General features: G+C 40.1%; 19 protein-coding genes. 10 read left to right on the top strand and 9 right to left on the bottom strand.

Annotated features, from left to right (window positions below):
* Position 1 precedes the first annotated feature (1 nt).
* From rplP to AAC000_RS14615, 5 genes are all read left to right on the top strand, one after another.
* Positions 2–412, top strand: coding sequence for a 50S ribosomal protein L16 (rplP, locus tag AAC000_RS14635; RefSeq protein ID WP_339723558.1), 411 nt, complete (start codon positions 2–4; stop codon positions 410–412).
* Entirely contained in the window at positions 412–603 is a 192-nt protein-coding gene (gene rpmC, locus AAC000_RS14630; RefSeq protein ID WP_339723557.1) for a 50S ribosomal protein L29, read from the top strand. The genes rplP and rpmC overlap by 1 nt, the downstream gene beginning before the upstream one ends.
* Complete coding sequence (gene rpsQ, locus AAC000_RS14625) at positions 603–854, top strand: 30S ribosomal protein S17 (protein WP_339723555.1); 252 nt, start codon at positions 603–605, stop codon at positions 852–854. Before rpmC ends, rpsQ begins: the two co-directional genes overlap by 1 nt.
* A 313-nt stretch (positions 855–1167) precedes the next feature.
* Positions 1168–2541, top strand: a complete 1374-nt coding sequence (locus tag AAC000_RS14620) for a DUF4397 domain-containing protein (protein WP_339723553.1) — start codon at positions 1168–1170, stop codon at positions 2539–2541.
* A 180-nt stretch (positions 2542–2721) separates the two neighbouring features.
* On the top strand, positions 2722–2892 hold the full coding sequence (locus AAC000_RS14615; RefSeq protein WP_339723551.1) for a hypothetical protein: 171 nt from the start codon (positions 2722–2724) through the stop codon (positions 2890–2892).
* Between the two features lie 74 nt (positions 2893–2966).
* On the opposite strand, the gene AAC000_RS14610 is transcribed toward AAC000_RS14615, so the two are convergent.
* The 4 genes from AAC000_RS14610 to argR all read right to left on the bottom strand — a co-directional run bounded on the left by AAC000_RS14610 (position 2967) and on the right by argR (position 6051).
* Positions 2967–3287 carry a hypothetical protein gene (locus AAC000_RS14610; RefSeq protein ID WP_339723550.1) on the bottom strand — a complete coding sequence of 107 codons (321 nt, stop codon included), beginning with the start codon at positions 3285–3287 and terminating at the stop codon, positions 2967–2969.
* 65 nt (positions 3288–3352) lie between these two features.
* Positions 3353–4939 carry a S41 family peptidase gene (locus AAC000_RS14605; protein WP_339723549.1) on the bottom strand — a complete coding sequence of 529 codons (1587 nt, stop codon included), beginning with the start codon at positions 4937–4939 and terminating at the stop codon, positions 3353–3355.
* Between the two features lie 82 nt (positions 4940–5021).
* Positions 5022–5594 (bottom strand): paraquat-inducible protein A, encoded by a 573-nt coding sequence (locus AAC000_RS14600; protein ID WP_339723548.1) that lies wholly within the window; start codon positions 5592–5594, stop codon positions 5022–5024.
* Complete coding sequence (gene argR / locus AAC000_RS14595) at positions 5587–6051, bottom strand: transcriptional regulator ArgR (protein ID WP_339723547.1); 465 nt, start codon at positions 6049–6051, stop codon at positions 5587–5589. Before argR ends, AAC000_RS14600 begins: the two co-directional genes overlap by 8 nt.
* Positions 6052–6281: 230 nt before the next feature.
* Between argR and mdh the strand changes: the two genes are divergently transcribed.
* The gene (gene mdh / locus AAC000_RS14590; RefSeq protein WP_339723546.1) at positions 6282–7217 is read left to right on the top strand and encodes a malate dehydrogenase; all 936 of its coding nucleotides are present in this window, start codon (positions 6282–6284) and stop codon (positions 7215–7217) included.
* Between the two features lie 99 nt (positions 7218–7316).
* Here the strand turns inward: mdh and AAC000_RS14585 are convergent, their stop codons facing one another.
* Both AAC000_RS14585 and AAC000_RS14580 read right to left on the bottom strand, forming a co-directional pair.
* Positions 7317–7934, bottom strand: a complete 618-nt coding sequence (locus AAC000_RS14585; protein ID WP_339723545.1) for a DUF2726 domain-containing protein — start codon at positions 7932–7934, stop codon at positions 7317–7319.
* A gap of 144 nt (positions 7935–8078) precedes the next feature.
* Positions 8079–8546 carry a hypothetical protein gene (locus tag AAC000_RS14580; protein WP_339723544.1) on the bottom strand — a complete coding sequence of 156 codons (468 nt, stop codon included), beginning with the start codon at positions 8544–8546 and terminating at the stop codon, positions 8079–8081.
* 107 nt (positions 8547–8653) lie between these two features.
* Here AAC000_RS14580 and AAC000_RS14575 point away from each other — a divergent pair, with 107 nt between their 5' ends.
* From AAC000_RS14575 to AAC000_RS14565, 3 genes are read left to right on the top strand one after another with little or no spacing between them, the layout of a single operon-like run.
* Positions 8654–9181 (top strand): DUF2937 family protein, encoded by a 528-nt coding sequence (locus tag AAC000_RS14575; protein ID WP_339723542.1) that lies wholly within the window; start codon positions 8654–8656, stop codon positions 9179–9181.
* Positions 9178–9474 (top strand): antibiotic biosynthesis monooxygenase, encoded by a 297-nt coding sequence (locus AAC000_RS14570; RefSeq protein ID WP_339723540.1) that lies wholly within the window; start codon positions 9178–9180, stop codon positions 9472–9474. Before AAC000_RS14575 ends, AAC000_RS14570 begins: the two co-directional genes overlap by 4 nt.
* A gap of 49 nt (positions 9475–9523) precedes the next feature.
* Complete coding sequence (locus AAC000_RS14565) at positions 9524–10168, top strand: DsbA family oxidoreductase (protein WP_339723538.1); 645 nt, start codon at positions 9524–9526, stop codon at positions 10166–10168.
* Between the two features lie 94 nt (positions 10169–10262).
* On the opposite strand, the gene AAC000_RS14560 is transcribed toward AAC000_RS14565, so the two are convergent.
* Positions 10263–12431 (bottom strand): M3 family metallopeptidase, encoded by a 2169-nt coding sequence (locus AAC000_RS14560; RefSeq protein WP_339723536.1) that lies wholly within the window; start codon positions 12429–12431, stop codon positions 10263–10265.
* Between the two features lie 234 nt (positions 12432–12665).
* On the opposite strand from AAC000_RS14560, the gene AAC000_RS14555 reads away from it, so the two are divergent.
* A complete protein-coding gene (locus AAC000_RS14555; RefSeq protein ID WP_339723535.1) occupies positions 12666–13235 on the top strand; it encodes a hypothetical protein in 570 nt (189 codons plus the stop codon).
* 18 nt (positions 13236–13253) lie between these two features.
* Here AAC000_RS14555 and AAC000_RS14550 read toward each other — a convergent pair whose 3' ends face one another.
* Together AAC000_RS14550 and purU are read right to left on the bottom strand one after the other, a co-directional pair.
* The gene (locus tag AAC000_RS14550) at positions 13254–13871 is read right to left on the bottom strand and encodes a histidine phosphatase family protein (RefSeq protein WP_339723534.1); all 618 of its coding nucleotides are present in this window, start codon (positions 13869–13871) and stop codon (positions 13254–13256) included.
* A 2-nt stretch (positions 13872–13873) separates the two neighbouring features.
* The gene (gene purU / locus AAC000_RS14545; protein ID WP_339723601.1) at positions 13874–14728 is read right to left on the bottom strand and encodes a formyltetrahydrofolate deformylase; all 855 of its coding nucleotides are present in this window, start codon (positions 14726–14728) and stop codon (positions 13874–13876) included.
* Positions 14729–15035: the final 307 nt, after the last annotated feature.

Below are 15035 nucleotides of genomic sequence, written 5' to 3'. Positions count from 1 at the left end.
TATGTTACAACCTAAACGTATGAAGTTTCGTAAAATGCACAAAGGTCGCAACCGTGGTTATGCTGCGGGCGATAGTGTAAGTTTCGGAACTTACGGACTAAAATCCGTAGGACGTGGTCGTATGACTGCGCGCCAAATCGAAGCAGCTCGTCGTGCAATGACACGTGCCGTTAAACGTCAAGGTAAAATTTGGATTCGAGTTTTCCCTGACAAACCAATTACTGAGAAGCCTCTAGAAGTGCGTCAAGGTAAAGGTAAAGGTAACGTTGAATACTGGGTATGCCAAATTCAGCCAGGTCGTGTTTTATACGAAATGGAAGGTGTTCCAGAAGAAGTAGCACGGGAAGCGTTTGCATTGGCAGCGTCAAAACTGCCCTTTAAAACAACTTTCGTAACTCGGACGGTGATGTAATGAAAGCCACAGAACTGAAAGAAAAAAGCGTAGAAGAATTGAACGCAGAGCTACTTAGCTTGCTTCGTGAACAATTCAACTTGCGTATGCAAGCGAGCACAGGTCAGCTTGAAAAAACTGACGGTCTTCGTAAAGTGCGTCGCAGTATCGCGCGTGTTAAAACCATTCTGACTGAAAAGGCTGCTGCATAATGACTGAACAAGCATTTAGAACAGTACAAGGTCGTGTGGTCAGCAACAAAATGGAGAAATCCATCACTGTTGCAGTAGAACGTAAAGTGAAGCACCCTATTTATGGGAAATTCATCAAACGCACTACTAAGCTACACGCACATGACGAAACTAACCAATGTAACGAAGGTGACGTAGTAACAATACGTGAATGTCGTCCTTTGTCTAAGTCCAAAAACTGGACGTTAGTAGACGTTATTACTAAAGCTTAATTGTTTTAGTAAATAATAATTGAGAAGGCGCTAACCGCAAGGTTAGCGCCTTTTTTATAGGTTAACTCATAGAGTTAATTAACGTTGAGGATAAGCGCTAACATCCCCCCTGTTATCTTCCTAGAGCTTGCTCATATTATTACTGCGGTGATACACCACTTTGTTAGGATGTACTGAGCAGATAATTTCACGGTATGCACATTGAAATGTGCAACTAATGTGATGTTGTTAGATTTGGCCTAGTGCTGACTGAACCTTTACTTTCTATGCCATTCTGATGAGGAGTCGTTATTTTATGTATTAGAGAGTTTCAATGTTTAAATTTAAAAAGTATGTGTTGTGTTTTACTGTTTCTGCCTTAAGCATTTTTTTGTATGGGTGTGGAATAGAAGATGATGAAGAGGGCTATGGTTATTATCAGTATGTGAATTTGGTGCCGCAATCTCCAAATATCGAATTTGTAGTGGAAAGTTCATCCCTTGGCGATCTGGCGTTCACCGAAGCAACAGCCTATAAATATGTGAGCAAAGGCACCTTTGATATTGAGTTCAATCAGATCCTACCGAATATAGAAAATGAGAGTTTTATAGATGATGAATCTTTGCGTGTTTACGCCAATAAATTGCATTCCTATATTCTCTACGGTGAGGCTAGTTCCCCAAGTAACTATACAATCGAGATTGATGTCTCTGACGTATATTCTGATGACTTTGATGATGAGTATGCCATGGTGCAGTTTGTCAATTTAGCCAATAGTGGTGAATCAGTAGACGTATATTTACTAGATGCAGACGATAATTTAATTAACCAAAGTGTTGACTATAGTCTAGGACAAGCAGACACCAGTGGTGACGTTGAGGTAAGTGAGGGGGATTACAAAATTGTGTTTACAGAGTCAGGCTCAGACTCCATATTGGCGCAAAAAAACAATATCAGTATTGATGAAGGTGAAGCTTTATCTTACATTTTGGTTAGTTATTACGTGGCTGGATATGACGAAGCAAGATATAAAATTGTAGAATTAAATGATACTGGTTCGCGTTCCTTAACCAATCAAGCCGCAGACGCCCATCTACGTGTTGCAAATGGTATCAGTAATACCAGTGGTATATCCATCGCTACTGGTGAAAGCTCAAATATTCTTGAGTCCTATCTTGAACTTGGGAGTATTTCATCAGACGTAGCTATTTCTATTTCTATTTCAGATTCAGACTCGGCTGAATCAACTACCGTGTTTATAGTTGATAGTGAAGATGAGACCCAGCTCGACAGTACTTCATTGAGTCTCTATGCAGATGATCAAATACTTCTGCTTACAGCGGGTGATGCCAATGCAGCTGTTTCACTAAACGAATCTAATGAAGATTTACGGGTCATAGACACTCACGGCAAAATATTACTGTCCCACGCAATATATGCAGAGCGTGACGAAACGTTAGAAGTGCTCATAATTGAAGAAGGCAGCAACCCTGACTCATACGATACCGAATTATCAGTAAGCTATTTAGATACAGGCAGTTATGAAATCGAGGCGGGAAATTACGACATCTATATATATGATTCTAATGATGAGTTGTTACTAGAATTTACCTTGTATGATTTGGCCGAAGGCGATGTGGTTAACTTAGTGACTACTGACTTTGAAACTAGCGGCTCACCTTATCAAATAGCGGAATACTTTAACTAACTAGAGTTTAAGTTAATTGAATAAAAGGTGTGAGTGATTGCTCTCGCTTAATTTGTAGTATTCTGAACAATGGCAAGGCGTTTTCCCCTAGGTAAGCGCCTTTTTTGTTTCACTGAAACTCCTAAACTATTATATGCTCGGTTATAAGTGAGTAACGTTATTAAATACATAGGTTAATGCATGTCTGAAAAGAAAGTTAAGTTTGAATTTGAAAAACAAAATAAAAATAGCGTGCGCTATAAAGAAGTGCCAGAAGAGGGAATGCCACCGCTAATAGGCAGTATTTATATACAAAAATGGTTTGCGGGAAACAGTAAAAATATTGAGATAATCATCAACAAAGAGGACTAATGATTTTTAGATATCGAGTCGAGGTTTGGGTAAGTAATAGGTGAGTTTGAATAATGGACTGTTAGCCTAGCCAGTTATTTTACTTTGCAGCTGATATTGTTTAACAGATAGAATTCTCCATTTTGGTTGTGCCTTAAGTAGCAATGACCGTCTTGGGTGAGTAAAGAAAAGGTATCCGCGTGACGTGTATCTCTCCCATCTAACAGATTGCCGTGACTGTCCTTAGACTGACTAAAGTCAATAATGACAGTGCTTTTTAGAGTAAATACCTTGTCTGCGAGCTTAACAGGATGGGTGTTTAGCAGCTTGCCAATAGCCGTTTCTAAAACCAAGTGACTTTGTGTACTAGGCTGTTCGAGTAATGCTTCGACTGGGTGTAAGGGGGGCGTCGTCATGCAGCTACTGAATATTAATAGAGTAGATATGCCTAGACCATTGGCTGTGGGTGTAATCACAATCTCTAAGGCTCACTAATAGGAGTTAGGATCTTCATTGACTCAAGCAAGGTATTAGGGGTATTGATAGCATTCCCCGTGTTTTCTACCTTCACCTCTTTGTTTGCTAAGGTTGTAGTTATTGGACATAAGCCGCTTTCAGCAAAATTTATTGCTGCTGCTAGTAAAGGTTCATCTTCATTTCCAAGAGCGCTAGTGAAATCGTCAGTAACAGTACAACCGGGTAATTGATCATCAAATATGGGGCTGGAGACGGGTTTAAATCCATCAGAATAGGCGCCAAAGTTTTTTGCATTGACGCCTTGAAACTGAATGGTGAAGTAGGTAGTACTACAATTATCTGTCGCATAAAAACCGAAGGGTTTACCACATGTTGTATCACCAATTAACACAACATCAACATCAATGCCTCGGAGGCCATTTATAACGGCTTCACTAGCAGAACAGGTATTGGCTGTGGCTAAAATAAATACTCTTGTTAAATCAACAGAAGGCAAAGTGTTGCTAGTGAGTTTGTTGGAGTTCCAATCAATCGCTTTAGTGTAAAAAGGTGTGGGTTGTATTGTGTTGCCAGTAATCGGGTCAACGTTAGGGTACTTATCATTAAATTCCAGGGTTTCAAAAATTTGATTATTAGTTTGTGCATTGCCGGCAATCATATAGGCGACCTGTGAAGCCATGGCTAATAGTCCTCCGCCGTTATAACGTAGGTCAATAACTAGTTCAGTGATGCCTTGATCAACAAACTCTTGAAAACCATTGATTAAACCATCTTGTCCCGTTCTGATAAATGAATTGAATTGCATATAGCCCATTTTGCCTGCGGAAGTGTGGATTGTTTTAACGTTTTGTACTGGCTGTAGTTCAATATTGGCAGACGTTAAATTAGTTGCTAATAATACTTTTCCAGTCGTATCGGAGAATACAAAGTTAAAGGTCTGCCCTGTATCAGATGGGGATAACGCAGCATTAATTTTATCCACGTTAGCTTCGCTAGTTGCATTAACAAAATCAATGTCATCAATTTTCTTTAATTCGTAACCTCTTGTCACACCTGCGATTGCGGCAGGTGAATTTGGTTCAGTGTAACGCACAATTAGACGCCTAGGAGCGCTGGCACTAACGTATTCCCAACTGATGCCATATCCAGAGGTAACGCCACTTTGGGTGCGTTGATTGTATTGTTCAGTAGATTGGGAAAAATGAAAGTTATCTTTAAGGGACTCTGATGGGGTCAGTTCGTTGGTTTTTAGTTGACTAAAATAGTCAGCAACAGAAAAGTGAGATGGATTATTATCATCGACTTCACTGTACCAAAGGTACGTATCGTGGGTCCAAGAGCGTAGCCACATTTTTTCATGCATAGCAGTGCCTTGAGAATCCAAGAATGTGTCGCCATTGCTATCTGGACCTATTCTAGGGACGGCACAAAGATTTTTGTAGATAGCATCATCAGAAAATTGCCCTACTAACCAATCTGGTTCGTTGGTATTCGGTATAGGTGGCACACCTGACTGCGCGTTACTGTCTCCGCATGAGTAAAGTACGAAGCTAACGCCTATAATGAGTGCCGACAAAAATGCTTGATTCATATTTACCATTCTTCTTAAGGATGTAATTTTCTACCAGTTAGTTTTAATTGAGGAGCCGTCAGATAGATGCCATCATTTTGGCTTAACTTGCAAACTTATATCTAGCGGCAGAACTCGCAAATTGAGTGCCTATCAATGACAGCAAACAGTATGCGGTGAAGTAATAAAACCCCTCTCCAGCCGCTGACAATGTTTGTGTGCTAATGTCCAAAGCAATCTTAAAACCAAATACACTGAATTGTTCAGTTGTAGTGGTATCGGCATGGTTGGTAGACATAATCGCAAGGAAAATAGCAATAACAAACACGTCTGCCATTGACCACTTACCTATAGCAGCAACAAAATTAGTTAGCCTTCTTTCAATTTGTAGAGATTTAGTAAAGTAAGCAAGACACAGCAGAAGCGTTTTTAGCAGAGGAATACACACTGAAAATGCAAATATCAATGCCGCAACTAACAAGCGTTGGTCGTCCCATAATTCACTCACTGTGGCCATAATTGATAATTCTTTATCAATTAACGACGAGGTCAAGTTTGAGCCACTTAAAGTGGCAGCCATTTCCATATTAAAAGAAAACATGGTCAACAGTATGCCAGGAAAAAAAAATCCTAATGCTGCTATGTTTAGGGCAAAACCAATATGTCGTTTATACATTTTCAAACAAAGCTTCTACTCGCTTGCGAGTATCTTCAATAGTACTAATGTCGGCAGGGGCGATAAAAATAGTGTCATCCCCAGCAATAGTGCCTAGCACACCGTCTTTTTTACCCAATGAGTCCAACAAACGAGCAATTAATTGAGCTGCGCCAGGACTAGTACGAATGATGACCATCACATTGTTGTGCACAATATCCAACACTAGCTGCCTAAGTGGACTTTTGGCAGTTGGCATGCCCATTTCAGGAGGTAAGCAATACACCATATCTCCGCGTGCGTTGCGGGTGCGTACCGCGCCAAATTTACTTAACATACGGGATACTTTAGATTGACTAATATTATCGAACTGCTGAGTTTTCAGTGCTTCGACTATATCGCCTTGAGACCCAAAACTTTCGGTTTTAAGAATGTTTTTAAATGCTTTGATCAATGCGTCTTGTTTAGTAATGGCCATAGGGGACTAATTGCTTGAGTTGATAGGGGTATTTTGCCGTATTGCATGGGTTTAAGCAATTTGCCAACTCAAAGAATGTCGAAGAGTATATGATAAAACATAGCTGGCTATTAAATCGAACAAGACCCTAGTATAATCCCGCGGTCTAAAATATTGTCCAAGCTTTATATTTTATAAACCATGTTAGTTTTGATTATTGCAAAGCAGCAAGCTTTTCACAGGAGAGAGTCATGAAAATAGCCGTATTAGGTGCAGCCGGTGGTATCGGTCAAGCGTTGTCATTATTATTAAAAACTCAATTGCCAGCAGGCTCAGAGTTGAATTTGTATGATGTTGCTCCAGTGGTTCCTGGTGTAGCGGTAGATTTGAGTCACATCCCAACTGATGTGAAAGTACAAGGTTTCGGAAAAGATGATTTAGCTGACGCCTTAACCGGTTGTGATATTGTATTGATCCCAGCGGGTGTGCCTCGTAAACCGGGTATGGATCGTTCTGATTTATTTAATATTAATGCTGGTATCGTTAGAAATTTAGTTGATGCCATTGCAGATAATTGCCCAGAAGCTTGTACTTGTATCATCACTAACCCAGTTAATACTACTGTTGCTATTGCAGCTGAAGCGTTAAAAGCCAAGGGTGTTTACAACAAAAATAAATTATTTGGCGTGACTACTCTTGACGTTATCCGCTCAGAAACATTTGTGGGTAACCTAAAAGGATTAAACCCTGCGAACGTACATGTTCCTGTTATTGGTGGGCACTCTGGTACAACTATCTTACCTCTTTTATCACAAGTAAAAGGTGTACAATTCACAGATGAAGAAGTCGCAAGTTTAACTACTCGTATCCAAAATGCGGGTACTGAAGTAGTTGAGGCTAAAGCGGGTGGCGGTTCGGCTACACTTTCTATGGGTCAAGCAGCGGCAAGATTCTGCTTATCTCTAGTTGACGCAATGCGCGGTGAAAATGTAGTTGAATACACTTACGTAGAAACCAATAGTGACGACGCTACATTTTTTGCTCACCCTGTACGTTTAGGTAAAAACGGCGTAGAAGAAATTCTATCTTACGGTGAGTTGAGTGAGTTTGAAGAAAACGCTAAACAATCAATGTTAGAAGGCCTACGTGGTGATATCGCATTAGGTGTTGCATTCGTTAACGGTTAGTTTTTATTGAATTACTAATCAAAGCAGTTACAAAAAAGCCCCTTAGAGATTACTCAAAGGGGCTTTTTTTATACGGTTAAGCTTGCGATTGATTGGTTGTTACGCTGCCGCAACTGGCCGGCTAGGTACAGTCTTATTGGTTTGAATTGGCCTTGTAGGTTTTGTTTGCCTTGCAAAGGCGGTTGCCAACTTTCCGCTTTGAGGAGTCGGAGCATTAAGTTGTTTTAGCTTAGGCGTGGGAAGTTTAGCTTGAATACATTCTCTAATATCTTGTGCTTTGTAGCCAGAACGCACTTTGATCCTGAGATGGGGTATATGCGCTGCATCAAGGGCGCCGCTAACATAAAAGTCGCGCTGGCTTTTATAACCCTCTTTGCCACTATTGTGGACTAGATCAATTGCAATGATCGGCGACATGTCTTTTTTGGAACACAGCACAAAATCAAGATGTTTGCTGCCAGCTCTTGAAGCCGCATTTTTGATGGTTTTTTTATCTGCATTTTGATGGATAGTTAATATATCACTCATTCTCACTCTGCATAATATACGAAATTCATTTCCTACCGCTTCTTCGATAAGTCCTAAAAACGTACGTTCAACGGGAGTGAACAAGTTGCCTTTTTTTCTAAAAGGGAATGTCAAACCCGGTTCATGAAGTTTCATAGCACCTACAGCTACGATAATCAGTAACATCATCAATACAATTGCTAGTTCCACTTTGCCTCCAAAAGTCAATGTCAGAAAATTGACTCGGTGTTAGTCTTACCCTGTTTAAGCAAAGAAAGTGCCAATGGAGTAGTAAAGATGAGGCTTTTAATTTTTTGATTTAGGAATGGGTTTTGGTTAACGACTTATAACACTTCAACCAGCAGATTTTATGAGGATATCGATTTGACTTCCTTGGCCATCTTTCGAGATCACTACTATTTTTTGTCCATTGGAATATTGCAGTACTATGCGGCCATGAAGCATTTTTTCTTGTTCAGCTTGGCCCAAATGATTGATATAAAACTCTTTAGCACTTTGCTGATCGCTGATTGCAAAATAGGACATGCTGGCAGGTAGGCCTTGTGCAAACAACTGGCAAAATTTAGCGTTAGGGTATAAAGGTAAAGTGAAAAAATCTGCGGGGCAAATGGGGCTAGGAGTGCTTGATAAATTTGAGGATTCCGGAACTGATAGGTTTGCAGTTTCGGATTGTTGTTGTTCCATCTCCTCTGATTGAGCTTGTATGGGTAGATAATCTTTAATTTCATTGTCTTGAGCCTGCAATGTAATACTAGTCAATGCAGCCAACAAGATTGAACTTTTCAATTTAAAATTTAACAAACAACTATCCCCTAGATAACGCTTTTGATTACTATAGAAGTTCATTACCTAAGCGGCAAGGCAATTCAGGTGAGCAAAGGTATGTTTGCCCGTGAATGAGTATAGAAATGATAAAATTTTGTATAGAGTACTTACGGCTTATACTTTTTTGCAGTGGATTACTGATTGGCATTCAGGTCCCAGCTGTAGTTGATCAATATGAAAAACGCATCGATGCACACTTATCAGAGGCGTTACAGATTTTGGCTGGATTCCAACAAACGGCTGATCGTTATTTTAATGGTAGTGTTGAAGATCTGGTTAAGCATTATGAGAGCAGTGATGATCCTGTTTTTAATAATGATGCTCGTAATATTCGTTTTATCTCTGAACGTGTAGCAAAGCTTCAGCTAGAAGCGCAGACTCTGCAACAACAGGCATTATGGCGAGTACTTCATGTGGTCACCACGCCCGACAAGCAAATTATTCAACAAACTATGGAACAGTATAGCTACATGATCCTCATCGACCCTCAAGCTCTGATCTGGGGAGTCTTATGTGGTTTTTTAATTGCCATTCTATTGGAGGGGTTTTTGCATCTTTTAGGCTTTTGTTTATTGTGTTTTTCACCCCATAAACATGGAAAAAATACGTGATAACCGAACTGGCCGTATTAGATGTTATTTCAGATAGGCAGCAAGAATTTGAGCAAGCTTTTCGACAAGCACAGAATCTCATTATTACGCAGAAAGGCTACATTAGTCATGAGTTACAAAAGTGTATTGAAACTGATGGTCGTTATCTTTTGTTAGTTAAGTGGCAAACACTAGACGATCACACCATTGGTTTTCGACAATCTGCAGACTATCAAAAGTGGAAAGCCTTGTTACACCACTTTTATAAACCCTTTCCTGTAGTAGAGCATTATCAAGCGCTAAGCTTGAAATAATAGACATAAATTAACTGTCCTGTAAGGACTTAATCAAAAATGGAAAGTTATGACTACGCAATTAAAAATCGACATCGTCTCTGACGTATCTTGCCCTTGGTGCATTATTGGCTATCAAGCACTCAATCAGGCTTTATCTAATTTAGCGCCAGGTATCCAAGCTGATATTACTTGGCAGCCCTTTGAGCTTAATCCACAGATGCCAAAAGAAGGGCAGGAAATTACTGAGCATATTACACAGAAGTATGGCATCAGCGAGGAGCAAGCGGAGCAAAACCGAACGGCAATTAAGGAGCGCGGCCTTTCAGTAGGTTATGAATTTGGCAATCGTGGTGGTGGTCGTATTTATAATACCTTTGATGCACACCGTCTATTACATTGGGCGCATGAGTTAGGCAAACAAACCGAGTTAAAGTTGGCGTTGTTTAATTTGTATTTTCAGCAAAGTGGCAATCCAAGTGATCATCAGCAGTTGTTATCTGTTGTCGAAAGTATTGGTCTTGATGCGGCACAAGCCCAACAGATTTTGGATTCTGAGCAATACACTGCTGAAGTAAGAAAACAGCAGCAACATTATCAATCAGCTGGGATCAGTTCGGTGCCTGCAGTGATAGTAAATGACAAACACTTGATCAGTGGTGGTCAACCTACAGAAATATTTGAGCAGGCATTAAAGCAGATTGCCGCTGAATAAATATGTTCCAAACACTCACTCTCCATAACTATTCGACCCCATTTACACATATGTTTTTGTGTAAATGGGATCACTAGAGCAATTCTCTTAGTCGTTATTGGGTAACTGGAAACCCTCTATCTCGCATTAACGCTTCAACTTTAGCATCACGTCCACGGAATAAACGATAAGCTTCTGCAGGATCCACAGCATTACGGATAGAAAACAAGTGATCGACTAACTTTTTGCTCACTTCTTTATCATAGAAACCACCGGGTGCTTCAGCAAAGGCTTCGGCTGCATCGGAAGTCAGTACTTCTGCCCACATATAACCATAATAACCAGATGAATAACCTTCACTTGAAAATACGTGGCCAAACTGAGTACTGCGATGGCGCATGACCACTTCTTCAGGCATGCCAAGAGCGGTTAACTGCTCTTTTTCGAAAGCCTGTGGCTCGATTTTGGCAGGATCTGTAGTGTGGTATAACAAGTCCATAATGGCAGAAGCCATATATTCAGTTGTTTTAAAACCTTCGTTAAAAGTGGCGGCTTTTTTAATTTTAGCGACCAAATCAGCTGGGATAGGTTCTCCTGTTTTGTAGTGAACTAGGTAGTTATTGATGACTTCGTCTGTGGTTAACCAGCGCTCTAATAATTGCGATTGAAATTCAGTGTAATCTCGCACTCCAGAATGTGATGTTGGATACGCGACTGTGGCAGATAGAAAATGCAAGGCATGACCAAATTCGTGGAAATAAGTTTCTGCATCGTCCCAAGAAATCAGAGTCGGTTCGCCTTCTGAACCTTTAACAAAGTTAGAATTGTTAGAAGAAAGCACCGTTTTTTTGCCATCAAATGTTGTATGACTGCGGTAGGTAGTAGCCCAAGCGCCTGAGCGTTTGCCTTTGCGACCGAATGGGTCTAGGTACCAAAGCCCAATATGAGCGCCTGTGTTTTTGTCTTTGACCTCCCACACTTTTACGTCTTCATGAAAAACTGGCACCGAACCTTCTGGAACTGGGCTAAAATCAAAGTTAAATAAACGGCCTGCCACATAAAACATAGCTTCCCGTAAATTATCTAACTGTAAATATTGTTTCACTTCATCAGAATCAAGTGAGTATTTGTCTTTACGGACTTTCTCGGCGTAATAGCGATAATCCCAAGGAGCGATTTTAAAGTTAGCGCCTTCTGCGTCAGCCATTGCTTGCATATCTGCCACTTCTTCATCGACACGGGCAATGGCTGCTGGCCATACTTTTTTCATCAAATCCATAGCGTTTTCTGGATTTTTTGCCATTCGGTCTGCTAAGCGCCACTGTGAGTAATTATCGTAACCCAACAAGGCAACACGCTCGTCGCGTAAAGTCAGGATTTGTTTGATGAGTGCGTTATTGTCATATTCATCGCCATTATTGGCGCGACTGTAATAAGTTTTCCATACTTTTTCTCTGAGCGCTCGCTCGTCAGAGTAGGTCAAAAACGGATCCATAGATGAACGTGAGTTAGTGATTGCATATTGTCCTTCTTTACCTAAGGCTTTTGCTGCGTTAGCTGCAGCCGAAATCAACGATTCGGATAGTCCTGATAACTGTTCCTCATTTAAAAACAATACGTAATTTTCTTCGTCGGCGAGTATGTTGTTGGCAAAACGAGTTTGTAAACCTGCGACTTCTTGATTGATTGCTGCATAACGCGCCTTGGCTTCTCCTTCCAACGTGGCACCATTACGAGCAAAACTATTATAAGTAAGCCATGTGACTCGCTGTTCTTCCCTTGTTAAACCCTTTAATTCTTCACTTTGATAAACAGCTTTGACTTTAGCAAAAAGCTTTTCATTACCTGTGATACTAGAATTAAAGGCAGAGATTTTTGGGACCATTTCTTTTTGGATAGCTCGAAATTCAGGGCTGTTATTATTTGAACTCCAAACCCCCCAATATCTAAATACTCTGCTTAAATCACTGCCAGATTTCTCTAATGCCACTATGATGTTTTCAAAGTTAGCGGATTCAGGATTGTTGACTATCGCTTCGATTTCGGCCAGTTTGAGGGCCATGCCTTTTTCTAAAGCAGGCTTAAGATCTGCTAAGTCCATTTTATCAAAAGCAGGTACGCCACCATATGGGCCGGTATATTCTGCTAATAGTGGATTATGTTGTTCTATTTGTTTTTCGGGTACGGTTTTTGTTGTTTCCGAGTGAATGCTGGGATTTTCGCTACATGCACTTAATGCAACTATCACCGCACTACTCAATAGCGCTGCTAGTTTAGTTTTCATTATTTCCTGCCTGATAATTTTTATAATTTTGATTGTTTTCGTTAGCATTATTCTAACGAGCATAGGAGTGTAAAGTTCTGGTATCAAAGTACAAGGGGAAGAAGCGCCCATTGTTTTTGTTTATTGCCTTATTTGAGGTATATTTTCTGATACTAAATGAGCTTTAGGTATACGGTAATTATACCTATATTAGGTAAAGTAACTGTATGTTGAAACCCAAGTTGAGCACCTCAGATGAAATCAGTTTTACTCGCCACATGTTTACTGGTCTCTAGTCATTGTTGTGCTAGTTCAGATGCACTTGCAACCACTTTGAACTGGTTGAAAACTTGGACTCCGCAAAATATCGAATTTACAGTTGCAAAGTCTTCAATAAAATTTAGAGGCTGCAAACAGAAAGAATACTTAGCCGCTTTTCATCAACCTTTGACTGAAAATATTGTGGTTGAAATGGCTGTGGGTTATGCCAAAGGCAGACATTCTTGGGGAGTCTTTAGTCAAAAAATTTCCGTCGTAGAGTTTGCTTTTGTCCCTAGATATCAATTTAATCACAGTGTCAGTATTGGATTTGGACTAGTGGCACAATCCCAAACTGAATTTAAAACAACTCAAGGGACTGAATTTAATTTACCTAAAAATACTGAGTGGTTACTCAACACCCGTATTAATGGGTTTGCGAATAATCATTATTGGGAATGGTCAGCGTCTAGCCAAAAATGGAGTGCTTCTGACGATTCAGGTAGATTATTTGAAAATGGTGCCACCAATAACAAAATTGGTTTAAGTTATAATGGGTATTTTTAGGTTAGCAAGGCTCCTAATTTACACTATTGCTCCAAGCACACTTTGGTCGTCTAAATGGTGTGCATCACATAACCTTAGGATTGTTTTTTTATCTGCTCCATCTACTTCAGTTATACAGGTATTTTGAAAGTCTGACAGGGGCGAAATGCCATTATTAATTATCAAATGGTGATTGATTAACTCCCGTAGCACTAAGCCATGAGTCATTACAATGAGGCTGCCCTGGGAGAGGCTATCTTGGGTGTTCTGATAGCTTGTTAATATAGCTTCCCATGCAAGATTGACTCGTTCAATAAATTGCGGATGGGTTTCACCATTGGGCGGGGAGTACCCTTCAGAAAAAAAGTCAGCGTCAATCTCGTCATAAGCCCTACCTCGTAAATCACCAAAACTTCGCTCTCTGAGTAAAGGCTGTAAGGAGAAAGTAGATTGTTTTAAGGCCAGAAGCGGGGCGACGGTTTGTTGGGTTCTAATATAGTCACTACATAGTATATGGCTTATTGGAATATCGCGAAACCGCTGTGCTAGTTGTTTGGCTTGTTGATGCCCCAAGTCTGAAAGTGGTGTATCAGGCGTCTGTACAATTCTATCCCTGTTGCCATTAGTTTGGCCGTGGCGGATTAAATAGATTGTCATCCCTATGCAAACACCACAGTTTTATTTTTGTGAATGATAACGCGGTCTTCTAAATGGTAACGTACACCATTAGCTAGCGCTGTTTTTTCACAGTTTTTACCTTTACGCACCATATCTGCAGAGGTATCGCTATGACTGATACGCATCACTTCTTGTTCTATTATCGGCCCTTCGTCTAAGTCACTCGTCACATAATGGCAAGTTGCACCTATTAATTTAACGCCACGATTATAGGCTTGTAAATAGGGTTTAGCACCCGCAAATGAAGGTAAAAAACTATGATGAATATTGATAGCTTTACCTGCTAACTTTTTGCAAAGGTGATCAGGAATAATCTGCATAAATCTAGCTAGTACAGTCAAATCTGCATCATAGGCTTCGATTAGTTTTTCAACTTCTGCGAAGGCTTTTTCTTTTGGTTGATCTTTAAAGTCGACCCAATGAAAGGGAATGTTGTGCCAGTCTGCAAATTGTTTCATTTGTGGATGATTCGCAATGATACAAGGAATATCACATTGTAATTCTCCGCTATGCCAACGATGCAAAATATCCATTAAACAATGAGACTCGTGACTAGCCAGCATCACTACTTTTTGCTTTTTGTGAGAATCAGCAATCTTCCAATTCATTTGGAATTTTTTTGCAATAGGTTCAAACGCCTGTTTGACACTGTCCATACTCATATTGATGGATTCAGCTTTTATCTCGTGGCGCATAAAAAAGCGCCCAGTTTGCTGATCAGTATGATGATTCGCCTCTACAATAGTGGCATTTTGTTTGGCTAAAAACTGACTGACGGCTGCGACTAAGCCTACTTGATCTGGACAATCGATAACTAATCTAAATGTTTGCTGCATATTCTTCGACATATTTGCGGTAACTTAACCCCTATTGTTGCTCGTGACAGACAAGGCCGTAAAGAACAATTATTGCTATGTCAGAATCAATGGTAAAAACACCGCAAATTAATACCTGGTTTGCTGTCGATTTTTTGATTTAGATCTTAGGTTTTCTTAAGTGAATTAACCGGAATGTTAGCTAATATCTACGAAGAATTACAAGGCAATTGTATCTAGTAAAAATGTCAGGGCGATTAGCCAAGCTAACAAACTAAAAAACAGTAAAGTTGAAGACAAGTCATGCCTTGCAACGCTCCCGCACCCG

The sequence above is a fragment of the uncultured Paraglaciecola sp. genome (assembly GCF_963977085.1).
GTDB lineage: Bacteria > Pseudomonadota > Gammaproteobacteria > Enterobacterales > Alteromonadaceae > Paraglaciecola.
Note: the sequence above shows the minus strand (reverse complement) of the source record. Positions and strands in the feature narration are given on the sequence as shown.